Here is a 21,589-nt window from a genome sequence, read left to right on the forward strand (position 1 = left end):
GTGACAGCTGTGACTCTAGATAACTTCTGAGGCTAATGTTACGGCGCGCCTCCACGCCTCGCCCGGGCTTGGCCTACAGAATCGAGCCCCATGAAGATGTCTGGGCTGCTCTCGCGTAATCCGTCCCGGCCGGGGCTCACCGGCACCGCCCGGGTCGACCGGAACATCGACCGCCTGCTGCGCAGGGTCTGTCCCGGCGACATCGTGGTCCTCGACATCCTCGACCTGGACCGCATCACCGCGGACGCGCTGGTGGAGGCCGACATCGCCGCCGTCGTCAACGCGTCCCCATCGGTCTCGGGCCGCTACCCCAACCTCGGGCCCGAGGTCCTGGTCAACAACGGGGTGACCCTCATCGACGAGACCGGGCCCGACGTCTTCAAGAAGGTCAAGGACGGCGCCAAGATCCGCCTGCACGAAGGCGGCGTGTACTCCGGCGACCGCCGGCTGGTGCGCGGCACCGAACGCACCGACCATGACATCGCCGATCTGATGCGGGAGGCCAAGAGCGGCCTGGCCGCCCACCTGGAGGCGTTCGCCGGCAACACGATCGAGTTCATCAAGAGCGAGAGCCCGTTGCTGATCGACGGCATCGGCATCCCAGACATCGACGTCGACCTGCGCCGCCGGCACGTGGTGATCGTGGCCGACGAGCCCACCGCCACCGACGACCTGCGCTCGCTCAAGCCGTTCATCAAGGAGTACCAGCCGGTGCTCATCGGCGTCAGCTCCGGCGCGGACGTGTTGCGCAAGGCCGGGTATCGCCCACAGATCATCGTCGGCGACCCCGACCAGATCAGCACCGAGGCCCTCAAGTGCGGCGCCCACGTGGTGCTGCCCGCCGACGCCGACGGCCACGCGCCCGGCCTGGAGCGGATCCAGGACCTCGGCGTCGGCGCGATGACCTTCCCGGCCGCGGGGTCGGCCGTCGACCTGGCCCTGCTGCTGGCCGATCACCACGGCGCCGCCTTGCTCGTCACCGCCGGCCACACCGCCAACATCGAGACCTTCTTCGACCGCACGCGCGCGCAGAGCAACCCCTCGACGTTCTTGACCCGGCTGCGGGTGGGGGAGAAGGTGGTGGACGCCAAGGCCGTTGCCACCCTGTACCGCAACCACATTTCGGCGGGCGCCATCGCGTTGTTGGCGCTGACCATGCTGATCGCCGTGATCGTGGCGCTCTGGGTGTCGCGCACCGACGCCACGGTGCTGCACTGGGTCGTCGACTACTGGAACCGCTTCTCCCTCTGGGTGCAGCACCTGATCACCTAAGCGAGGACGGTCTCTGATGATCTCGTTACGCCAACACGCGCTGTCGCTGGCCGCCGTCTTCCTCGCGTTGGCCGTCGGCGTGGTGCTGGGCTCCGGATTCTTGTCCGACACCCTGCTGTCCAGCCTGCGTGACGAGAAGCGCGACCTGTACACCCAGATCAGCGGGCTCAACGACCAAAAGAACGTGATGAACGAAAAGCTCGCCGCGGCAAACAATTTCGACAACCAGCTGGCCGGGCGGATGGTGCACGACGCGCTGGGCGGCAAATCGGTGGTCGTCTTCCGCACCCCGGACGCCAAGGACGACGACGTCGCCGCGGTCACGAAGTTCATCGGCCAGGCCGGCGGCACGCTCACCGGAACGGTGTCGCTGACCCAGGAGTTCGTCGACGCCAACTCCGCGGAGAAGCTGCGCACGGTGGTCAACTCGTCGGTCCTGCCCGCCGGGCAGCAGCTGAGCACCAAGCTCGTCGACCAGGGGTCGCAGGCCGGTGACCTGCTGGGCATCGCCCTGTTGATCAACGCCAACCCCGCCGCGCCGCCGGTTGGCGATCCCGAGCGCGACACCGTCCTGGCCTCGCTGCGCGAGACCGGCTTCATCACCTACCAGCCCGCCGACCACATCGGCGCCGCCAACGCCGCGCTGGTCGTCACCGGCGGCGCGCTGCCCGCCGACGCCGGCAACCAGGGCGTCAGCGTGGCCCGGTTCTCCGCCGCGCTCGCCCCGCACGGGGCGGGGACCCTGCTGGCCGGGCGCGACGGTTCGGCGACGGGCGGCGCCGCGGTCGCGGTGACCCGAGCCGACGCGGGCATGGCGTCGGCGATCAGCACCGTCGACGACGTCGACGCCGCGCCGGGCCGGATCACCGCGGTGCTCGGCCTGCACGACCTGATCAACGGCGGCCACGTCGGGCAGTACGGCACCGGGCACGGCGCCAGCTCGATTACGGTGCCGCAGTAACGCCACGGCACCCGATGGCGCGGCTTCTTGCTCGCGCCGATTTTCGGCGCTCGCCGTCGCCACGCGGGGCGTGTTCGCGGCGGCTGACGGTGGCTGATGTTAGGGTGGGTTTCCGTGGTCGGCAGGCCCAGCTAGCTAACGCTAGACCAACTCAAGCCCTGCCCGTTGTCACGGAGGTCGCCAGTGCGCAAGCACCCGCAAACCGCCACCAAGCACCTCTTCGTCAGTGGCGGGGTCGCTTCTTCGCTGGGCAAGGGGCTGACGGCCAGTAGCCTCGGGCAGCTGCTGACGGCGCGCGGCTTGCACGTGACGATGCAGAAGCTCGACCCCTACCTCAACGTCGATCCGGGCACCATGAACCCGTTCCAGCACGGCGAGGTGTTCGTCACAGAGGACGGCGCCGAGACCGACCTCGACGTCGGCCACTACGAGCGGTTTTTGGATCGCGACCTGTCCGGCTCGGCGAATGTCACGACCGGGCAGGTGTATTCGAGCGTGATCGCCAAGGAGCGGCGCGGCGAATACCTCGGCGACACCGTGCAGGTGATCCCGCACATCACCGACGAGATCAAGCTTCGCATCATGGCGATGGCGCTACCGGACGCCGACGGTCACCGTCCCGACGTCGTCATCACCGAAATCGGCGGCACCGTGGGCGATATCGAGTCCCAGCCCTTCCTGGAGGCGGCGCGGCAGGTTCGCCACGACCTCGGCCGGGAGAACGTGTTCTTCCTGCACGTGTCGCTGGTGCCCTACCTGGCGCCGTCGGGTGAGCTCAAGACCAAGCCCACCCAGCACTCGGTGGCAGCGCTGCGCAGCATCGGTATCACCCCCGATGCGCTGATCCTGCGCAGCGACCGCGACGTCCCCGAGGCGCTGAAGAACAAGATCGCGCTGATGTGTGACGTCGACATCGACGGCGTCATCTCCACCCCGGACGCGCCGTCGATCTACGACATCCCCAAGGTGCTGCACCGCGAGGAGCTCGACGCGTTCGTGGTGCGCCGGCTCAACCTTCCGTTCCGCGACGTCGACTGGACCGAATGGGACGACCTGTTGCGCCGGGTACACGAACCGCACGAGACGGTGCGGATCGCGTTGGTGGGCAAGTACATTGAGCTCTCCGACGCCTACCTGTCGGTCACCGAGGCGCTGCGCGCCGGCGGCTTCAAACACCACGCGAAGGTCGAGATGGTGTGGGTGCCCTCCGACGACTGCGCGAACACGAGCGACGCCGCCTCCGCGCTGGCCGACGTGCACGGCGTGCTGATTCCCGGTGGCTTCGGAATCCGCGGCATCGAGGGCAAGATCGGGGCCATCCGTCACGCCCGCGGGCGCGGACTGCCGGTTCTGGGCCTGTGCCTGGGTCTGCAGTGCATCGTGATCGAAGCCGCGCGCTCGGTCGGTCTCACCGAGGCCAACTCGGCCGAATTCGAGCCCGCCACACCGGATCCCGTCATCTCCACGATGGCCGACCAGGAACAGATCATCGCCGGCGAGGCCGACCTCGGCGGCACCATGCGCCTGGGCGCCTATCCCGCGGTGCTGGACCCGGATTCCGTTGTCGCCCAGGCCTATGGCGCCACCGAGGTGTCCGAACGGCACCGGCACCGCTACGAGGTCAACAACGCCTACCGCGACCGGATCGCCGAAAGCGGCCTGCGTTTCTCCGGCACCTCGCCCGACGGCCACCTGGTCGAGTTCGTCGAGTACCCGCCGGAGGTGCACCCGTTCATCGTCGGCACCCAGGCCCACCCCGAACTGAAGAGCCGGCCCACCCGCCCGCACCCGCTGTTCGCGGCGTTCGTCAAGGCGGCTCTGGACTACGCGGCCGGCGAACTGCTGCCCGTCGAGATCCCCGAGCACACCTCCAACGGCAACCAGCACCGAGACAGCTCGCAGCGGCCGCTACCCGAGCCCGCGACCCGTGGCTGAACACGTTTTCGAGACGGCGTCATCCGAAACGCTGTACACCGGAAAGATTTTTGCGCTGCGCCGCGATCAGGTCCGGATGCCGGGCGGCAAGAACGTCACCCGCGAGGTGGTCGAGCACTTCGGGGCGGTGGCCGTGGTGGCGATGGACGCCGACGGCAACATCCCGCTGATCTACCAATACCGCCACGCCTTCGGCCGGCGGCTGTGGGAACTGCCCGCAGGCCTGCTCGACATCGGCGGCGAGCCGCCGGAGGTGACGGCAGCGCGGGAGCTACAGGAGGAGGCCGGCCTGCGGGCCGACACCTGGCGGGCGCTCGTCGACCTGAACTCCGCGGCGGGTTACAGCGACGAATCGGTGCGCGTCTACCTGGCCACCGGTCTCACCGAGGTGGACCGGCCCGAGGCGCACGACGAAGAGGCCGACCTGACGCTGCAGTGGTATCCGCTGGCCGAGGCCGCCCGCCTGGCCCTCAGCGGCGAGATCGTCAATGCCATTGCGGTGGCGGGGATTCTGGCCGCCGCCGCGGTGGCAGACGGGTTCGCCCAGCCGCGACCGCCGGACAGCCCGTGGGCCGACCGGCCGACCGCGTTTGCGGCGCGGAAGGCCGCGCCGTGACGACGGCGGTGCTGGACACCCAACTGCAGGGCTACCTCGATCACCTGACCATCGAGCGGGGCGTGGCGAAAAACACCCTGAGCTCCTATCGCCGCGACCTGCGCCGCTACTCGAAGCATTTGTCCGACAGGGGAATTCACGACCTGGCCAACGTCGGCGAGGACGACGTCAGCGAGTTTTTGGTGGCGCTGCGCCGCGGCGACCCGGATGCGGGGGCCGCGGCGCTGTCGGCGGTGTCGGCGGCCCGCGCGCTGATCGCGGTGCGCGGCCTGCACCGGTTCGCCGCCGCCGAGGGGCTCACCGAACTGGACGTGGCGCGCGCGGTCCGGCCGCCGACGCCGGGGCGCCGGCTGCCCAAGAGCCTGACGATCGACGAGGTGCTGGCGCTGCTGGAGGGTGCCGGCGGCGACAGCCCCAGCGACGGCCCGCTGGCGCTGCGCAACCGAGCGCTGCTGGAGTTGTTGTACTCCACCGGATCCCGCATCTCGGAGGCCGTCGGCCTCGACGTCGACGACATCGACACCGAGGACCGCTCGGTGCTGCTGCGCGGCAAGGGCGGCAAGCAGCGGCTGGTGCCCGTCGGGCGCCCCGCGGTGCAGGCCGTGGACGCCTACCTGGTGCGCGGCCGCCCCGACCTGGCACGCCGCGGCCGCGGGACGCCGGCGATCTTCCTCAACGCGCGCGGCGGGCGGCTCTCGCGGCAAAGCGCGTGGCAGGTGCTGCAGGACGCCGCCGAGCGGGCCGGGATCACGTCCGGGGTGTCGCCGCACATGTTGCGGCATTCGTTCGCCACCCACCTGCTCGAGGGCGGCGCCGACGTCCGCGTCGTGCAGGAGCTGCTGGGGCATGCCTCGGTGACCACGACGCAGATCTACACGCTGGTCACCGTGCACGCGCTGCGCGAGGTGTGGGCCGGCGCGCACCCGCGGGCGCAATAACCGCTCAGCCCAGGTAGTCGCTCTCCAGGACCAGGTCCGAGGCCAGCGACTGGTATTCCAGGTGCGTCTTGTGCTCGACGGTTTGCCACGACTTGCCCTGCTGCTCGCGCATGTACGCGCGGTACTTCGGCGCGCCGGGCACCTTGACGTTGTCGGCGACCACAATCGAGCCCTTATGCAGCCAGCCGCGGTCCAGGATGCTCAGCAGGTCGTCCAGGTAGGCGTCCTTGTCGTGATCGAGGAACACGAAATCCAATGCGCCGGAAGCGAACCCGTGCTCGTTGGCCAGCGCGTCCAGAGTGCGCCCGCCGTTGCCGATGGTGCCCACGACACACGTGACCCGGTCACCGACACCGGCGTGCTCCCAGATCCGGCGGGCGTTGGCGGCGTTGGCCTCGGCGAGCTCGACGGAGTACACCCTGGCGTTCGGCGCCGCGCGGGCGATCCGCAGCGCGCCGTAGCCGCAGTAGGTGCCCAGCTCGAGCGCCAGCGCAGGATCGGCCCGGCGCACGGCCGCGTCGAGCAGCAGGCCCTTCTCGTCGCCGACGTTGATCAGCATCGACTTCTCGTAGGCGAACTTGTCGATGCTGGCCAGGACGTCGTCGACGTCGCCGGCGCGTGCATGCTTCAGGACGTAGTCGACGGCGGCGGCCTCGCGCCCGTCGCCGATCTGGCCGGTGACGTTGATGTTGCGGATGGCGGGGGCCATCCGCAACACCGACCACCGCAGCAGGGGAAGCCGTCGCCTGAGGTTCATAGACGACCACGATAGCCCGCCGCCAATGTTGCTGGTGTGACTGAAGTTAACTCCCCGTGCGCCCGGGCACCCCACCAGCGAAAGCCCGTCATATTGGCTGGTTAATTGCCTGCGGGTCGCCCGGCATAGGCGCGCGCAGCCGTTACACTTTCTGCGATGTTCACCTCCCGAACACACCGGGCATGATGGCCGAGCAACCGGGCAGCGCCGTCGAGATCGGCCTGACGGGACGCCCGCCGCGACCCATCCCCGAGCCGGAGCCGCGCACCTCGCACGGCCCCGCGAAGGTCGTCGCGATGTGCAACCAGAAGGGCGGGGTCGGGAAGACCACGTCGACGATCAACCTGGGCGCCGCGCTGGCCGAGTACGGCAGGCGGGTGCTGCTGGTGGACATGGACCCGCAGGGCGCGTTGTCCGCGGGCCTGGGCGTGCCGCACTACGAGCTGGAAAAGACCATCCACAACGTGCTGGTGGAGCCTCGGGTGTCGATCGACGACGTGCTGCTGTCCACCCGGGTCAACCACATGGATTTGGTGCCGTCCAACATCGACCTGTCGGCCGCCGAGATCCAGCTGGTCAACGAGGTGGGCCGCGAGCAGACCCTGGGCCGCGCGCTGTACCCGGTGCTGGACCGCTACGACTACGTGCTCATCGACTGCCAGCCGTCGCTGGGCCTGCTCACCGTCAACGGCCTGGCCTGCGCCGACGGCGTGGTGATCCCGACGGAATGCGAGTACTTCTCGCTGCGCGGGCTGGCGCTGCTCACCGACACCGTCGACAAGGTGCGCGACCGGCTCAACCCGAAGCTGGAGATCAGCGGCATCCTGCTCACCCGCTACGACCCGCGCACGGTCAACGCGCGCGAGGTGATGGCCCGCGTCGTGGAACGGTTCGGGGACCTGGTGTTCGACACCGTAATCACCCGCACCGTCCGGTTCCCGGAGACCAGTGTGGCGGGCGAGCCGATCACCACGTGGGCGCCGCGCTCGGCCGGCGCCGTCGCCTACCGCGCGCTGGCCCGCGAGTTCATCCACCGATTCGGCGCGTGAACGCCCTCCAGTCCGGACCAGCCAACGGTGAGGCGCCAGCCAAGAACGGCTTCCAGGTCCGCCTGACCAACTTCGAGGGGCCGTTCGATCTGCTGCTGCAGCTGATCTTCGCCCATCGCCTCGACGTCACCGAGGTGGCGCTGCACCGGGTCACCGACGACTTCATCGCCTACACCCGCGAGATCGGCGCCCAGCTGGGGCTGGAGGAGACCACCGCGTTCCTGGTGATCGCGGCGACGCTGCTCGACCTCAAGGCCGCGCGCCTGCTGCCGGCGGGGCAGATCGACGACGACGAGGACCTGGCGCTGCTGGAGGTGCGCGACCTGCTGTTCGCCCGGCTGCTGCAGTACCGGGCGTTCAAGCACGTCGCCGAGATGTTCGCCGAGCTGGAGGCCGCCGCGCTGCGCAGCTACCCGCGCGCGGTGTCGCTGGAGGACCGGTTCACCGAGCTGCTGCCGGAGGTGATGCTCGGCGTCGACGCCGAACGGTTCGCGCAGATCGCCGCGGTCGCGTTCAGCCCGCGGCCGGTCCCGACGGTGGCCGTCGGGCACCTGCACGAGGTGATGGTCTCGGTGCCCGAGCAGGCCGGGAAATTGCTGGCGATCCTGGAAGCCCGCGGCAGCGGCCAATGGGCGACGTTTTCCGAGCTGGTCGCCGACTGTCAGGGTTCGCTCGAGGTCGTGGGGCGCTTCCTGGCGCTGCTCGAGCTGTATCGGAGCCGGACGGTAGCATTCGACCAGTCAGAGCCGCTTGGCGTGCTCCAAATTTCGTGGACCGGAGAGCGTCCGACGAACGAATCCCTGATAGAAGTGCGGGACGAATGACCGAGTTTGAGTCGCCGGAAGATCTCGGTATCGAGATCGCCGAGGCGGCGCCGATGGACGCCGGGGAACTCGGCTCCGTACTCGAGGCGCTGCTGCTGGTGGTGGACACGCCGGTCACCGCCGAGGCGCTGGCGTCGGCCACGCAGCAGCCCGTCTACCGGATCGCCGCCAAGCTGCAGCAGCTGGCCGACGAGCTCGCCGAGCGCGACAGCGGCATCGACCTGCGCCAGAACAGCGAGGGCTGGCGGATGTACACCCGCGCCCGGTTCGCGCCGTACGTGGAGAAGCTGCTGCTGGACGGCGCGCGCTCGAAACTCACCCGGGCCGCGCTGGAGACCCTCGCCGTCGTCGCCTACCGCCAGCCCGTGACGCGCGCGCGGGTGAGCGCGGTGCGCGGCGTCAACGTCGACGCCGTGATGCGCACCCTGCTGGCGCGCGGCCTGATCACCGAGGCCGGCGCCGACGACGACACCGGCGCGACGACGTTCGCCACCACCGAGCTGTTTTTGGAGCGGCTGGGGTTGACGTCGCTGGCCGACCTGCCCGACATCGCGCCGCTGCTTCCCGACGTCGACACGATCGAGGACCTCAGCGAATCCCTGGACAGCGAACCACGTTTCGTCAAGCTCGCGGGCGGTTCGACGTCCGAGCAGGCGCTGTCCTTCGACGTGGACAAGGATTGATGACCGAAACCCAGGGGACCCGCTTGCAAAAAGTGTTGTCCCAAGCCGGAATTGCCTCGCGCCGGGCGGCCGAGAAGCTCATCATCGACGGCAGGGTCGAGGTGGACGGGCAGGTGGTGACCGAGCTGGGCACCCGCGTCGACCCGGACGCCTCGGTGATCCGCGTCGACGGGGTGCGGGTGGTCGTCGACGAGTCGCTGGTGTACCTGGCGCTGAACAAGCCGCGCGGCATGCACTCGACCATGTCCGACGACCGCGGCCGGCCGTGCATCGGCGACCTGGTCGAGCGCCGGGTGCGCGGGACCAAGAACCTGTTTCACGTCGGCCGGCTGGACGCCGACACCGAGGGGCTGATTCTGCTGACCAACGACGGAGAGCTGGCGCACCGGCTGATGCATCCCTCCCACGAGGTGCCCAAGACGTATCTGGCCACCGTTGCGGGATCGGTGCCGCGCGGGCTGGGCAAGAGGCTGCGCACCGGGATCGAGCTGGACGACGGCGTGGCGCGCGTCGACGACTTCGCGGTGCTGGATTCGATTCCGGGTAAGACGTTGGTGCGCTTGACATTACACGAAGGGCGCAACCGCATCGTGCGCCGGCTGCTGGCGGCCGCGGGCCATCCGGTGGAGGCGCTGGTGCGCACTGACATCGGGGCGGTGTCGCTGGGCGAGCAGCGTCCGGGCAGCATCCGCGCGTTGCGCCGCGACGAGGTGGGGCGGCTGTACCAGGCGGTGGGGCTGTGAGCGGAACGAGCGGAACGAACGCAGTGAGTGACGGGAGTGCAGCGAACCATCGGGCTGTGAATTCCTTGGTGGTTGCGATCGACGGCCCGGCGGGGACCGGAAAGTCCTCGGTGTCAAAGGGTTTGGCGCGCGCTTTGGGGGCTCGCTTCCTGGATACCGGGGCGATGTACCGGATCGTGACGCTGGCCGTGCTGCGCGCCGGGGCGGACCCCTCGGACGCCGAGGCCGTCGCGAAGGTGGCCTCGGGGGCACGGCTGTCGGTCGGCTCCGACCCCGACGAGGTGCGTTGTTACCTTGCCGGCGACGACGTTTCGGCCGAGATCCGCGGCGACGAGGTCACCAAGGCGGTCTCGGCGGTGTCGTCGGTCCCGGCCGTGCGCTCCCGGCTCGTCGCGCTGCAGCGGGAGATGGCCGCGGGCCCGGGCGGCGTCGTCGTCGAGGGCCGCGACATCGGAACCGTGGTGTTGCCCGACGCGCCCGTGAAGATCTTTTTGACCGCCTCGGCCGAAACGCGGGCCAGGCGCCGCAACGACCAGAACGTCGCGTCGGGCCTGGCCGACGACTACGAGGGAGTGCTGGCCGACGTGCGCCGCCGCGACCACCTCGATTCCACTCGGTCGGCGTCGCCGTTGCGCGCGGCCGACGACGCGGTGGTGGTCGACACCAGCGAGATGACCGAGGCGCAGGTGATCGCGCACCTGCTCGAGCTGGTCAGGCAGCGAAGCGGGGCGGTGCGGTGACACAGGACGGCACCTGGGCCGACGAAAGCGACTGGGAGCTAGTCGATTCCGGCGTCGAGGGCGTGGACGAGCCCGGCCCCGCCCCGGTGGTGGCGATCGTGGGCCGGCCCAACGTCGGCAAGTCCACGCTGGTCAACCGGATCCTCGGGCGCCGCGAGGCCGTCGTGCAGGACGTCCCCGGGGTGACGCGCGATCGCGTGTCCTACGACGCGCTGTGGACCGGGCGCCGGTTCGTCGTGCAGGACACCGGGGGATGGGAACCCGACGCCAAGGGCCTGCAGCAGCTGGTGGCCGAGCAGGCCTCGGTGGCCATGCGCACCGCCGACGCGGTGATCCTGGTGGTCGATGCCACCGTCGGCGCCACCACCGCCGACGAGGCCGCCGCCCGCATCCTGCTGCGCTCGGGCAAGCCGGTTTTCCTGGCCGCCAACAAGGTCGACAGCGAGAAGGCCGAGGCCGACGTCGCCGAATTGTGGTCGCTGGGGCTCGGCGAGCCGCACGCGATCAGCGCGATGCACGGCCGCGGCGTGGCCGACCTGCTCGACGTGCTGCTGGCCGCGCTGCCCGAGGTGTCGGAGGCGGCGCCGGCGGCCGGCGGCCCGCGGCGGGTGGCGCTGGTCGGCAAGCCGAATGTGGGCAAGAGCTCGCTGCTGAACAAGCTGGCGGGCGACCAGCGATCGGTGGTGCACGAGGTCGCCGGCACGACGGTCGACCCGGTGGACTCGCTCATCGAATTGGGCGGCAAGGTCTGGCGTTTCGTCGACACCGCGGGCCTGCGGCGCAAGGTCGGGCAGGCCCGCGGGCACGAGTTCTACGCATCGGTGCGTACCCATTCGGCCATCGATGCGGCCGAGGTGGTGGTCGTGCTGGTCGACGCGTCCGAGCCGCTGACCGAACAGGACCAGCGGGTGCTGTCGATGGTGGTCGAGGCCGGGCGGGCGCTGGTGCTGGCGTTCAACAAGTGGGACCGGGTCGACGAGGACCGGCGCGAGCTGCTCGAGCGTGAGATCGACCGCGAGCTGGTGCAACTGCGGTGGGCGCAGCGGGTCAACATCTCGGCCAGGACGGGCCGGGCGGTGCAGAAGCTGGTGCCCGCGATGGAGACCGCGCTGGCGTCCTGGGACACCCGGATTTCCACCGGTCAGCTGAACACGTGGATCAAGGAGGTGGTGGCCGCGACGCCGCCGCCGGTGCGCGGCGGCAAACAGCCGCGCATCCTGTTCGCCACCCAGGCCACCGCGCGGCCGCCGACGTTCGTGCTGTTCACCTCAGGTTTCCTGGAGGCCGGCTACCGGCGGTTCCTGGAGCGGCGGCTGCGTGAGACGTTCGGGTTCGAGGGCAGCCCGATCCGGATCAACGTGCGGGTGCGTGAGAAGCGGGGGCCGAAGCGGCGCTGAGCGCTCCGGCTTCGTGGCTTGTGGCGCCGAGTGTGAACCCACGCATTCGGGCGTGAATCTACGGCGGGAATCCGGCGATTTTCCCGCCCTGGACGCACGGTCAAAGCCCAGGATTCACACTCAATCCCGCTCGTCTAGTCCCGCAGTACGGCTAATGAAAGCTGTATCACAGGAATAACTGTTGACTCGCCGCGCTGCGCTCCATATTCTCTCTTTCCACGGGATCGATTACCCGTATCGCGGGATAAGGCGGAAGACATGGTGATGACGGCGACGCGGTTCAGCGTGCAGGGCAAGTCGATCCTGATCACCGGGGCGACCGGCGCGCTGGGCAGCGCGGCGGCCCGCGCACTCGCCGACGCCGGGGCCCGGCTGACGCTGACCGGCGGTAACGCCGCGGGACTATCGCGGCTCGTCGACGAGGCGGGCATCGAGGGCGCCGCCCTCGTCACCCGTCGGCCCGACAGCCCCGCCGATGCCCAACAGATGGTGGAGGCGGCCGTCGCCGAGCACGGCCGCCTCGACGGGGTTCTGGTCGCCTCGGGCATGAACCACGTGGCGCCCATCACCGAGATGGCCGTCGAGGACTTCGACGACGTGATGGGCGCGAACGCGCGCGGCGCCTGGTTGGTGTGCCAGGCCGCCGGGCGGGTCCTGCTCGAGCAGGGGAACGGCGGCAGCGTCGTGCTCGTCTCGTCGGTTCGCGGTTCGCTCGGCCACCCGGCCGGTTACAGCGCCTACTGCCCGTCCAAGGGCGCGACCGACCTGCTGGCCAAGAGCTTGGCCGCGGAGTGGGGCGCGGCCGGCATCCGGGTAAATGCGCTCGCCCCAACGGTTTTCCGCTCCGAGCTCACCGAGTGGATGTACGCCGACGACGAGCGGGGTCGCCAAACCCGCGAGGCGATGTTCGCGCGAATCCCGTTGCGCCGCTTCGCCGAGCCGGACGACTTCGTCGGCGCGCTGATCTATCTGCTCAGCGACGCCTCGAGCTTCTTCACCGGACAGGTGATGTATCTGGACGGCGGCTACACCGCATGTTGAAAGGGACCGACATGAGTATCACCTGGCCTATCGGCGACGCCGAATCGAAGTTGGAGTTCTATGACCTGTCGCACCCGTGGGGTCATGGCGTGCCGGCGTGGCCGTACTTCGAGGACGTCAAGATCGAGCGGCTGCACAACATGGCCCGAAGCCGGGTGCTGACCCAAAAGATCACCACCGTAATGCATTCCGGCACGCACATCGACGCGCCCGCGCACGTCGTCGAGGGCACGCCGTTTTTGCACGAGATCCCGCTCAGCGCGTTCTTCGGCACCGGCGTCGTCGTGTCGATCCCCAAGAACAAGTGGGAGGTCGTCACCGCCGACGACCTGGAGAAAGCCTCACCCGAGATCCGGGCCGGCGACATCGTCATCGTCAACACCGGGTGGCACCACAAGTACGCCGACAGCGCCGAGTACTACGCCTACTCACCGGGCTTTTACCGCGAAGCGGGCGAGTGGTTCGCGGCCAAGGGCGTCAAGGCGGTCGGCACCGACACCCAGGCGCTGGACCACCCGCTGGCCACGTCCATCGCGCCGCACGGGCCCGCCGAACACACCGGCGGCCTATTGCCTTGGGCGGTAAGGGAATACGAGCAGGAGACCGGCCGTAACGTGCTCGACGACTTCCCGGAGTGGGAGCCGTGCCACCGCGCGATCCTGTCCAAGGGCATCTACGGCTTCGAGAACGTCGGCGGCGATTTGGACAAGGTCACCGGCAAGCGGGTCACGTTTGCGGCGTTCCCGTGGCGCTGGGTGGGCGGCGACGGCTGCATCGTGCGGCTGGTCGCGATCGTCGATCCGACCGGCAGCTACCGGCTCGAGACGGGCCGGGCCGCGTGACTTCCGACGGCGGCGTCCAGGTCATCGCGCGGGCGGCCGAGATCCTGCGGCTGTTGCAGGCGCATCCCGGCGGGCTGAGCCAGGCCGAGATCGGCGAGCGGCTGGGCATGGCGCGCTCCACGGTTAGCCGGATCCTCGGCGCGCTGGACGACGAAGGTCTGGTGGCTCCGCGCGGCGCTCGCGGCCCGTACCGGCTCGGGCCCGAGATCGCGCGGATGGCCGGCACCGTGCGGTTGGGCGTCGTCATGGACGTGCACCCGTTCATGGAGGAGCTGTCGCGCGAGCTGGAGGAGACCGTGGACCTGTCGATCCTCGACGGGGATCGGGCGACGTTCGTCGACCAGGTGGTCTCGCCGCACCGGCTGCGGGCGATCAGTGCCGTGGGGGAGTCGTTCCCGCTGCATTGCTGCGCCAACGGCAAGGCGCTGCTGGCCGCTTTGGACGCCGAGGATCGGGTCCTGCCGAGTCGGTTGGCCCGGCTTACCGCCAACACCATCACGACGCCCGCCGCGTTGCGCAAGGAGCTGGACCACGTGCGCGCCGACGGCGTCGCGTACGACCGCGAGGAGCAGACCGAGGGCATCTGCGCGGTGGGCGCGGTGCTGCCCGGCGTCGGCGATCAGCTGGTGGCGGTCAGCGTGCCGGTCCCGGCGCAGCGGTTCTACCGCCGCGAGGCCGAACTCGCCGAGGCGCTGCTGGCCTGGGTGCAGCGAACCGGCAGGTCGCTCGGGCATTAGCAGGGCGGCCGCGAACCTGCGGTAGGCTTTCGACCTGCTGCCGGTGATTCAGGCGGCATCCGGGCTGTGGCGCAGTTTGGTAGCGCACTTGACTGGGGGTCAAGTGGTCGCAGGTTCAAATCCTGTCAGCCCGACTAGAAAAACCAGCCTTGAGCTGGTCCTTTCTTTTCTAGGCCGATCGAATGGGCGTTCGATGGACCCAAAATTGTCACAGATTGTCACGAGCCCCGGAATGTGTCACCGCACGCGTGTGCTAGGGATTCAGGCCTTGGCGGTCAACGACCGAGCAGCAAAGCTACGGGCAGCGAGCTCCAGCGCGCCCTCCTGGGCGTGGACGTAGGTCCGCATCGTGAAAGAGATGTCGGCGTGGCCGAGCCAGGCGGCGACGAGGGCGATCGGCACACCCTGCAAGTGCATCAACGTGGCGCAGGTGTGCCGGGCGTCGTGCAGCCGCACCTGTGGCACGTCGAGGTTTCTGATGGCGCTCTGCCACATTGTCGACATCGTCGACGGGTGGTAGGGCTCGCCGGCTTCATTGCAGACGACGTATCCCAGATCGGAGTAGGCCTCGCCCAGGGCCAGCCGCTCGGCGGCTTGACGCGCCTTCGCTGCGGCAAGCTCAGCCAGCAGGGCGTCGGGTAGCGGAGGATACGTCCGGCCGAGGCGGTCTTCGGCTCTTCCTGATCCAGAGCGCGCCCACCGACGTCCACCCGCGTCTTCTCGATCCGCACCGTGCGCTTGACGAGGTCCATGTCCGCCCACCGAAGTCCGGCAATCTCGCCGCGTCGCAGGCCGGCGAGTGCCAGATGCCACGCGTGCCGATTGCGGTCTGCTGCGACGCCCTTCAGCACGGTCTGGACTTGCTCGGCGGTGAATGTCTCGAAGGTACGGGCCTTTCCTGGCACACGGTCGACCAGCGCGGCGACGTTTCTAGTCAAGCGGCCTTCGGCGACCAGCTGCCCCAGCACCTGTGAGAGCGCGCCGATCATGTAGTTGCACGAGCGCGCGCTCCAGGCTTTCCGTGGTTTCCCAGTCGGTCGCATCAGGCTGCCCGCCCGCAGCTTTACGATCAGCTCATCGAGGTGGCGACGGGTCAGACCTTGGACAGCCAGCTCGCCCAGCTCGCCGCGCACCGGTTGGAGGACGTACTCGTAGCCGGCCGCAGTCGTCGGCCGGATCTTGTGGCGCGAACGGAGCCAGTCGGCACAGGCCTGCTCGATTGTGAGATCGGAGGGCTGAACATAGGATCCGGCGTTGACCTGCCTTTGGATTTCTGCCAGGGCAGCCCGTGCTTCCTTCTCGGTGCGGTAGCGGCGGCGCAGCTGTTTGCGCTTGCCGTTGACCACACCGGTGTCAACGGTCAGCTGATATCGCACCACGGGCTTACTCCCGTCACGCCGCGCCAGTTGGACGCGCCGGATCTGTGGCGGCAGGTGGCGACGCTCAGCCATCGTCTGAAGTTAGGAGGCTGCTTCGGTGTGCGCGGCGATGAATCGATGAATCTCGGCAGAGGTGACCCGGCGAGACGCACCGATCTGGACCCACGCCAGCTCGCCGGATTCGAAGAGCCGGTAGAGCGACGCGCGTGAGATGCGAAGGGCCGCGGCCGCTTCGGAAACTTTGAGAAGCAAACTGCCGTTGATTGGCCTGCCGATGAAGGAGTTGTGCTCGGTAGGGCTTGGGGGGTGTATCTGGGTCATGCGATCCCCTTGTGGTGTGTGCTGTTCCATCACTGTAATTCGCCCAAGTGACTGCTTCCTGCACAACTTTGGAACCACTCGGCGCCATAACGCCTTGCGTTAATAACACGCCGCGTTAAGATTGGCGAGTGATCCGCTCATTCCGGGATAAGGACACGGAGGCGATCTGGCAGCGGCGCTACGTCAAGAAACTTAGCCCGGAGCTGAGCAGGCTCACATACAACAAGCTTGTTCTCATCAATGCCGCCGAGAGCATCAACGACCTGCGGGTGCCCCCGGGCAACCGGCTGGAAAAGCTGACCGGCAACCGGGCCGGCCAATACAGCATCCGCGTCAACGACCAGTGGCGCATCTGCTTCACCTGGAGTGCCAGCGGCGCAGGCAACATCGAAATCGTCGACTATCACTAGAAAGAAGAGACCAATGGCCGACTTCGCCCCCACCCACCCTGGCGAGATCCTCAAGGCTGAGTTCCTCGACCCGTTAGGCATCTCGCAGTACCGGATCGCCAAAGCGATCGACGTGCCGCCCCGCCGCATCAATGAGATCGTCCACGCCAAGCGGGGAATCAGCGCCGACACCGCGCTGCGGCTTTCGCGCGCGCTCGGACTGAGCGACATGTTTTGGATTAACATGCAGGCGCATTACGACGCTGAAGTCGCCCGAGAACACATCGCGGCGCGGCTTGCGACAATCGACCGCATTGCTTGAGGCGCAGTCAAATTGGTCTGCGCCAGGCTACTCAACTGCTGTTGCGGTACCTCTTCGTTCGCTTCTGCCATTCGACAAGCCGATTGAGGGCGCTTTCGAGGTCCGCGGGCTCGGGTGCCACGTAGTTGGTTTCTTCCGCTTTATCGTGGCGTCGGGCCCACTTTGATGTCGCTCCGTAGCCTTCTTGCAGTTCCTGATCGTCGATTTCGGTTACCTGCGCGAGCACGCGAAACTTCTGCATTTGCACATGCGCCCGGCCTCGATCGAAGACCTGATACAGGATCTCGCTAGTGACGCAGCGCTCCCACGCCTCTGACAGCTTGCCGGCCCAGGAAGCAACGCGTTCTTCGTAGTCGTCCTGGACCAGGCTCGGCCGCTCCTTGGTCAGCTTGGTCAGCTCGGTGCGTAGGTGGTCGATTCGCTGCGCGAAGTCTTTGGCTTTCCACGGCAGGAAGTCCAGGCACACGCCCGGTTCCAATCCCTGGCGTTCAACGGACCTACCGGCCAGCGGTACGCCCTCGCTATCGGCCGCCGCGCTTAGGTCGCCGACCAAGGCGACGTCGTGGGTGAACACAACGACTTGTCGATCCTTGGCGAGTTGCGCCAAACGCTGGGCGACCTTGTCCCGCCGTACGTGATCTAAGGAGGTCACTGGATCGTCGAAGATGATTGCCGATTTCGAATCGTCGAACTTGGCCTCGGTGAAGAAGCCGGCCAGGCCGAGCGCGGTCTGTTCGCCTTCGCTGAGCACGTGGTGCGCGGCGGCGCCTTTGACCGCCCCTAGCAGGGCTGGACGCTGGGTAAGTTGCCCTTTGCGGCCGCCCAGATCGTCGAGCGTGACGCGGCGCAGATGCAGGCGTTCGGTTTCGCGTGTGAATTCGTCGAGAATGACTTTAGTTGCATACTCGCGGGTGAGGGCCGAGGACTTCTGCGTGATGGCGTTGGTGTCCGCGGCGCTGCGCGCGGTCTTGAGCGCGGCGATCTTCTTGAGACGGCCAACCTCGTCTTTTAGCTGCTGTTTGGTTTCGCAAAGCCGAGCAGTGGCTTGAAGCTCGGCTCGTTCTTTTGTGGCTGCGTCAAGTTCCTGTGCAAACTGAGCGGTATCGGTGCCTGCAGCCTGGGCATTGAGCTGACCTCCCATCTCTTCCAGCCTGGAGATCACTGCGGTGGTTGGTAGTGGTCCAGGCTCCCGGCCAGCCTGGGTGAGGTAGTCCAGCACGCGGTCGCGGTACGGGCCGAGTGCGCCGAGCAGCGTCTCGACATCGGCACCCGCAGTTGCGTCGTGAGCCTTGACCGCGCCGGCCTGTGCGGTTAGCTCGGCTGAGGCGAAAACCAACGCTCGAATCTCATCGACTGAGGTGGCAAACGTAGTCTCGGCCCTTCGCGCATCACGTTCGGTGGTGTCGGTCATGTACTGCTCAAAACGACCAAGCCGGCCTCGGGCCGCTTCGTCGAGGGTCTGCTGGCACAGGACGCAGTGCGCACCGTCGGTTGTCACCGGAAAGTCTTGCGCCGGGTACGCTTCGGCGGCCGAGTAGTTGCGCGCCGACAGCCACAGCAGTCGCCACGTGTCCGATCCGACACCGTCGAGTGGTTCGTCCTCGAACGTGTTCGCTGCTGCGATCGTCGCTGCGCTACGCGCTGCCCTCGCCGCCGCGCCGAGGGCAGCGCGATCGGAGGTCTTTTCAGGTGTCAACGCGGCCACTAGCTGCCCGGCCGTCTTCGCCAGCGCGACACAAGTCGCGGCGAGTCCTTCGAGCCGCTCTTTCTCCTTTTGCGGATTGCTGGCATTGAGGTGTGCCTCCCTCTGCAGTGCCGCGGCCAGACGTTCGGCCTCCGGTACATCGGCTGTGGCGTCGTCGATGGCGGCGTCAGTCGTCTTAGCCGACAGCCTCGCCGCGAACGCCCCAGCGGTAGTTCCGGAATCGATGCCCAGGTTCAAAGCGCCCGACTCTAACGACTTGATCCGGTCAGCGATCACCGACCGGACGCGATCGCACACCGCGATGAGTCCGTCGAGTAGCGAAAGTGACGATGGCCGATACGAGATCGTGGACTCCTTGGTCAGGTAGTCGTCACCGCAATGCTCATCGTAGAAACGCATCCGCCTCAGCTCCGGCGGCGACGCCGATGGAAAGCTATGCGCCAGGTCGGCATTGTCGACGGTGTACTGGAGGACGGCCGCCGGTTCAGGCGCGCCCGTTTGGAAGACGTCTGGCAGGACTTCAGAGGAATGGCGCGCACCAACCATCGCCTTGATCAACCGGGCATACCCCGACTTACCGCTACCGTTGTCCCCATAGATCACCGTGAGCCCCGTTGCTCCGAACCGCAGTGTCTGACCGGGGATCAAGGCGTTGACTCCGACGATGTCGGTTAGAGCTTGCAGCGATACCTGCTCGGTGGTGTCCGGCTTCGGTGCGATGCTCTTCGCCTCTTGACTTGGCGCAGCCTTATCGCCTCCAAGGATTTCGTCGACGAGCCGTTCGATCTCCGAATCGGTGTAGCTTTTACCGCTGGCGAGCGCCACCAACACTTCCTGCTGCCAGGCGGGGCGCTGCAGCGCCCACGCGATAATGTCGGCTTCGATCGTCACTACTCGATTCTGACACCAAGCCGCAATGCGGCAATCAACTTGTCGGATACACCAGTCATTCGCCGCGTCGTAGTGTGAGGCGGAGAATGTTGTCGGCTGGTTGTGGGATGTTAGTCAGCCTGCACATCGAGCCCAGCCACGTCGTTGAGTACGGCGGTGGCGGTCCCGCCCGCCAGGGCGGGATGCACTCCGAGCCGGCAGGTGTCGGACCAAAACGAAAACGACGGCACACCGTCCCGGTCTCGGCGCCTCAACCCATCATTCTCGCCAACACTCACCACCACTCATACCCGTCCCTGTCTCATCGCATCCCTGCCTGTACCTTCTAAAATACAATGGGCTCAACGCATCTCACGCCGACCGACACCCCAAATAAGCGTCTGGCACATTGGCACAAGGATGCAATACTGATCTAGGCTGCGCGGTGCGCAGCCCAGATCCCGGCCGCTACAGCTGGTTTCGCTCGCGGATGTTGTGAGGTGGTCGCCGGTGTTGACGATCTCGCAGCTATCGCGTTGGGGCATCGACTATTACAACGACACCGCTCGCCAGGCCGCACACGCCACCGTCGACCGCCAGCGCGCCAATGGGGGGCTGGGAGAGTATTACTCCGAAGGCGACACGCGGGCGCCGACGTGGTTGATCGCCGGGGACGCCGCCCACGCCGTGGAGCTCGTCGGGCTGGACGGGCGGGCGATCGACGGAGGTACCGCCGATCCTGAGGTGGTGGGGCGCTGGCTTGATGAGGGGATCGCACCCAACGGTCAAGCGGGCCGGGCTTTTACGAAGGGCAGTGTGCACGGGTTCGATTTGACCTTCGCCGCGCCCAAGAGTGTGTCGCTGCTGCGAGCCTTGACCGACGAAGTCGGCGAAAAAGCGATGCAGGTCGCCCATTCGCGGGCCATCAGCGCGGCCATGACTTATCTGCATCAACATGCCGGATACACGCGCGTGCACAACCCGCGCACAGGTAAGAAAGACTTGCAGCGCCTACCTGGTTTGGTGGCGATCGCCTATCAGCATGAAACCTCGCGCTGCGGAGATCCGCATCTGCACACGCACGTGATTGTGCCCAACCGGCAGGCCCGCGCCGACGGCGCGCTGGTATCGATCGACTCGAAGTCGCTGTTTCATGAAGCCAAGGCCGCCGGCTTCGTGTATCAGGCGACGCTGCGTCATGAGCTGCACGCCGAGTTGGGCGTGGAGTGGGCGTCGGTGGACCCGTTGACCGGGATGGCCGAGATCGCCGCGGTGCCGAACGAGTGCATCCGGGCGTGGTCACGGCGCTCCAGCCGGTTGCGGGAGTAGGCCCGCAACAACCTGGTGCTGGTTGAGGGGGCGCCAAGCGCGCAGCAGTTGGCGGCCGCGCAGAAAGCGACGCGGCTGGCTAAGCCGGAATCAGTGTCGTGGGCCGAGCTCAAAGAGCATTGGCGCGCTGATGCGCGGGGTCTGCGCTTGGACCGCACCGCGCATGCGGCGGCGCGCGCGACACGGTGCGCCGCCCCGCGGCTGTTGATCGATCGAGCGCGGTTGGCGCGCATGGTGGCCGAGATCGACAAGGCGGCATGCACGCGCGCCGATTTGGTGGAGTGGGTGGGTGCGCTGTTGCCGGTCGATGCGCCCGGGGATGCGCGCGCGCTGGTCGAGCAGATCGTCGACAGGGTCGGGGTGCGCATCAGCGCCGCGGGAGGCGCATCAGCGTGAGGGCCATGAGATGTTCACCGTGGACGCGGTGATCGCCGAGGAGGAGCGGGTTTTCGCCCTGGTGGATGCGACCGACCCCGGCACGCAGCTGGATGTGCGCGCCGCCGACCTCGCGGGCTTATCGGTCGATCAAGCCCGCGCGATCGCCAACATCGCGCACTCGCCGTATCTCATACAGCCCGTCCAAGCCCCGGCCGGCGCGGGCAAAACGCATTCGCTGCAAGCTTTGCGCGCCGCCGCGCACCGCACCAACCAGGAAGTCCTGGTGCTCGCCCCCACCGGCAAGTCGGTCGACGAAGCGCTGCGCGGGGACGCCGGGGATCGCGGGTTCACGCTCGCTAGG

The 21,589-nt window shown here is 67.8% G+C and carries 20 protein-coding genes, 1 tRNA gene and 2 pseudogenes; 18 read left to right on the forward strand and 5 right to left on the reverse strand.

Annotated elements, in window-relative coordinates:
• The first annotated feature begins 90 nt into the window (after positions 1–90).
• From steA to xerD, 5 genes are all read left to right on the forward strand, one after another.
• Positions 91–1,272 carry a putative cytokinetic ring protein SteA gene (gene steA / locus AC5Y43_RS23405; protein ID WP_499976521.1) on the forward strand — a complete coding sequence of 394 codons (1,182 nt, stop codon included), beginning with the start codon at positions 91–93 and terminating at the stop codon, positions 1,270–1,272.
• Between the two features lie 16 nt (positions 1,273–1,288).
• Complete coding sequence (locus AC5Y43_RS23410; RefSeq protein ID WP_499976523.1) at positions 1,289–2,233, forward strand: copper transporter; 945 nt, start codon at positions 1,289–1,291, stop codon at positions 2,231–2,233.
• A gap of 183 nt (positions 2,234–2,416) precedes the next feature.
• A complete protein-coding gene (gene pyrG, locus AC5Y43_RS23415) occupies positions 2,417–4,168 on the forward strand; it encodes a CTP synthase (RefSeq protein WP_499976525.1) in 1,752 nt (583 codons plus the stop codon).
• On the forward strand, positions 4,161–4,784 hold the full coding sequence (locus AC5Y43_RS23420; RefSeq protein WP_499976528.1) for an NUDIX domain-containing protein: 624 nt from the start codon (positions 4,161–4,163) through the stop codon (positions 4,782–4,784). Before pyrG ends, AC5Y43_RS23420 begins: the two co-directional genes overlap by 8 nt.
• Positions 4,781–5,722, forward strand: coding sequence for a site-specific tyrosine recombinase XerD (gene xerD / locus AC5Y43_RS23425; protein WP_499976531.1), 942 nt, complete (start codon positions 4,781–4,783; stop codon positions 5,720–5,722). Before AC5Y43_RS23420 ends, xerD begins: the two co-directional genes overlap by 4 nt.
• Positions 5,723–5,726: 4 nt before the next feature.
• Here xerD and AC5Y43_RS23430 read toward each other — a convergent pair whose 3' ends face one another.
• Positions 5,727–6,479, reverse strand: a complete 753-nt coding sequence (locus AC5Y43_RS23430) for an O-methyltransferase (RefSeq protein WP_499976533.1) — start codon at positions 6,477–6,479, stop codon at positions 5,727–5,729.
• A gap of 185 nt (positions 6,480–6,664) precedes the next feature.
• Between AC5Y43_RS23430 and AC5Y43_RS23435 the strand changes: the two genes are divergently transcribed.
• The 10 genes from AC5Y43_RS23435 (at position 6,665) to AC5Y43_RS23480 (ending at position 14,669) form a co-directional block, all read left to right on the forward strand.
• Positions 6,665–7,528 carry a ParA family protein gene (locus AC5Y43_RS23435; protein WP_499976536.1) on the forward strand — a complete coding sequence of 288 codons (864 nt, stop codon included), beginning with the start codon at positions 6,665–6,667 and terminating at the stop codon, positions 7,526–7,528.
• Positions 7,525–8,352: a segregation/condensation protein A gene (locus AC5Y43_RS23440; protein WP_499976538.1), complete on the forward strand. Its 828-nt coding sequence runs from the start codon at positions 7,525–7,527 to the stop codon at positions 8,350–8,352. The genes AC5Y43_RS23435 and AC5Y43_RS23440 overlap by 4 nt, the downstream gene beginning before the upstream one ends.
• Complete coding sequence (gene scpB / locus AC5Y43_RS23445) at positions 8,349–9,035, forward strand: SMC-Scp complex subunit ScpB (protein ID WP_499976540.1); 687 nt, start codon at positions 8,349–8,351, stop codon at positions 9,033–9,035. Before AC5Y43_RS23440 ends, scpB begins: the two co-directional genes overlap by 4 nt.
• Complete coding sequence (locus AC5Y43_RS23450; protein WP_499976542.1) at positions 9,035–9,778, forward strand: pseudouridine synthase; 744 nt, start codon at positions 9,035–9,037, stop codon at positions 9,776–9,778. The genes scpB and AC5Y43_RS23450 overlap by 1 nt, the downstream gene beginning before the upstream one ends.
• Before the next feature lie 56 nt (positions 9,779–9,834).
• Positions 9,835–10,518 (forward strand): (d)CMP kinase, encoded by a 684-nt coding sequence (gene cmk / locus AC5Y43_RS23455; protein ID WP_499976545.1) that lies wholly within the window; start codon positions 9,835–9,837, stop codon positions 10,516–10,518.
• Positions 10,515–11,915 (forward strand): ribosome biogenesis GTPase Der, encoded by a 1,401-nt coding sequence (der, locus tag AC5Y43_RS23460; RefSeq protein WP_499976548.1) that lies wholly within the window; start codon positions 10,515–10,517, stop codon positions 11,913–11,915. Before cmk ends, der begins: the two co-directional genes overlap by 4 nt.
• Before the next feature lie 258 nt (positions 11,916–12,173).
• Positions 12,174–12,956 carry an SDR family NAD(P)-dependent oxidoreductase gene (locus AC5Y43_RS23465; RefSeq protein ID WP_499976550.1) on the forward strand — a complete coding sequence of 261 codons (783 nt, stop codon included), beginning with the start codon at positions 12,174–12,176 and terminating at the stop codon, positions 12,954–12,956.
• A gap of 11 nt (positions 12,957–12,967) precedes the next feature.
• The gene (locus AC5Y43_RS23470) at positions 12,968–13,798 is read left to right on the forward strand and encodes a cyclase family protein (RefSeq protein WP_499976552.1); all 831 of its coding nucleotides are present in this window, start codon (positions 12,968–12,970) and stop codon (positions 13,796–13,798) included.
• On the forward strand, positions 13,795–14,535 hold the full coding sequence (locus tag AC5Y43_RS23475) for an IclR family transcriptional regulator (protein WP_499976554.1): 741 nt from the start codon (positions 13,795–13,797) through the stop codon (positions 14,533–14,535). The genes AC5Y43_RS23470 and AC5Y43_RS23475 overlap by 4 nt, the downstream gene beginning before the upstream one ends.
• A gap of 60 nt (positions 14,536–14,595) precedes the next feature.
• Positions 14,596–14,669: transfer RNA gene (locus AC5Y43_RS23480), tRNA-Pro, on the forward strand.
• Positions 14,670–14,796: 127 nt separating this feature from the next.
• Here AC5Y43_RS23480 and AC5Y43_RS23485 read toward each other — a convergent pair.
• The 3 genes and pseudogenes from AC5Y43_RS23485 to AC5Y43_RS23495 all read right to left on the reverse strand — a co-directional run bounded on the left by AC5Y43_RS23485 (position 14,797) and on the right by AC5Y43_RS23495 (position 16,235).
• Positions 14,797–15,348 (reverse strand): tyrosine-type recombinase/integrase, encoded by a 552-nt coding sequence (locus AC5Y43_RS23485; RefSeq protein WP_499976583.1) that lies wholly within the window; start codon positions 15,346–15,348, stop codon positions 14,797–14,799.
• A 497-nt stretch (positions 15,349–15,845) separates the two neighbouring features.
• Positions 15,846–15,986, reverse strand: a pseudogene (locus tag AC5Y43_RS23490) (site-specific integrase); the annotation flags it as partial.
• Between the two features lie 9 nt (positions 15,987–15,995).
• Entirely contained in the window at positions 15,996–16,235 is a 240-nt protein-coding gene (locus AC5Y43_RS23495) for a helix-turn-helix domain-containing protein (RefSeq protein WP_499976556.1), read from the reverse strand.
• Between the two features lie 128 nt (positions 16,236–16,363).
• On the opposite strand from AC5Y43_RS23495, the gene AC5Y43_RS23500 reads away from it, so the two are divergent.
• Positions 16,364–16,645, forward strand: coding sequence for a type II toxin-antitoxin system RelE/ParE family toxin (locus AC5Y43_RS23500; RefSeq protein WP_499976559.1), 282 nt, complete (start codon positions 16,364–16,366; stop codon positions 16,643–16,645).
• Positions 16,646–16,658: 13 nt separating this feature from the next.
• Positions 16,659–16,946 carry a HigA family addiction module antitoxin gene (locus AC5Y43_RS23505; protein WP_499976561.1) on the forward strand — a complete coding sequence of 96 codons (288 nt, stop codon included), beginning with the start codon at positions 16,659–16,661 and terminating at the stop codon, positions 16,944–16,946.
• A 31-nt stretch (positions 16,947–16,977) separates the two neighbouring features.
• Here the strand turns inward: AC5Y43_RS23505 and AC5Y43_RS23510 are convergent, their stop codons facing one another.
• The gene (locus tag AC5Y43_RS23510; RefSeq protein ID WP_499976564.1) at positions 16,978–19,542 is read right to left on the reverse strand and encodes an AAA family ATPase; all 2,565 of its coding nucleotides are present in this window, start codon (positions 19,540–19,542) and stop codon (positions 16,978–16,980) included.
• Between the two features lie 489 nt (positions 19,543–20,031).
• On the opposite strand from AC5Y43_RS23510, the pseudogene mobF reads away from it, so the two are divergent.
• Positions 20,032–21,589, forward strand: a pseudogene (mobF, locus tag AC5Y43_RS23515) (MobF family relaxase); the annotation flags it as partial.

The sequence above is a fragment of the Mycobacterium sp. NGS57 genome, from assembly GCF_059812405.1.

Excerpts from the sequence above, each read along its gene's own strand:
- AC5Y43_RS23465 (WP_499976550.1), top strand. The coding sequence starts at position 12,174 with ATGGTGATGACGGCGACGCGGTTCAGCGTGCAGGGCAAGTCGATCCTG.
- AC5Y43_RS23430 (WP_499976533.1), bottom strand. The coding sequence starts at position 6,479 with ATGAACCTCAGGCGACGGCTTCCCCTGCTGCGGTGGTCGGTGTTGCGG.
- AC5Y43_RS23495 (WP_499976556.1), bottom strand. The coding sequence starts at position 16,235 with ATGACCCAGATACACCCCCCAAGCCCTACCGAGCACAACTCCTTCATC.
- scpB (WP_499976540.1), top strand. The coding sequence starts at position 8,349 with ATGACCGAGTTTGAGTCGCCGGAAGATCTCGGTATCGAGATCGCCGAG.
- AC5Y43_RS23470 (WP_499976552.1), top strand. The coding sequence starts at position 12,968 with ATGAGTATCACCTGGCCTATCGGCGACGCCGAATCGAAGTTGGAGTTC.
- AC5Y43_RS23450 (WP_499976542.1), top strand. The coding sequence starts at position 9,035 with ATGACCGAAACCCAGGGGACCCGCTTGCAAAAAGTGTTGTCCCAAGCC.
- AC5Y43_RS23410 (WP_499976523.1), top strand. The coding sequence starts at position 1,289 with ATGATCTCGTTACGCCAACACGCGCTGTCGCTGGCCGCCGTCTTCCTC.
- steA (WP_499976521.1), top strand. The coding sequence starts at position 91 with ATGAAGATGTCTGGGCTGCTCTCGCGTAATCCGTCCCGGCCGGGGCTC.
- AC5Y43_RS23435 (WP_499976536.1), top strand. The coding sequence starts at position 6,665 with ATGGCCGAGCAACCGGGCAGCGCCGTCGAGATCGGCCTGACGGGACGC.
- AC5Y43_RS23505 (WP_499976561.1), top strand. The coding sequence starts at position 16,659 with ATGGCCGACTTCGCCCCCACCCACCCTGGCGAGATCCTCAAGGCTGAG.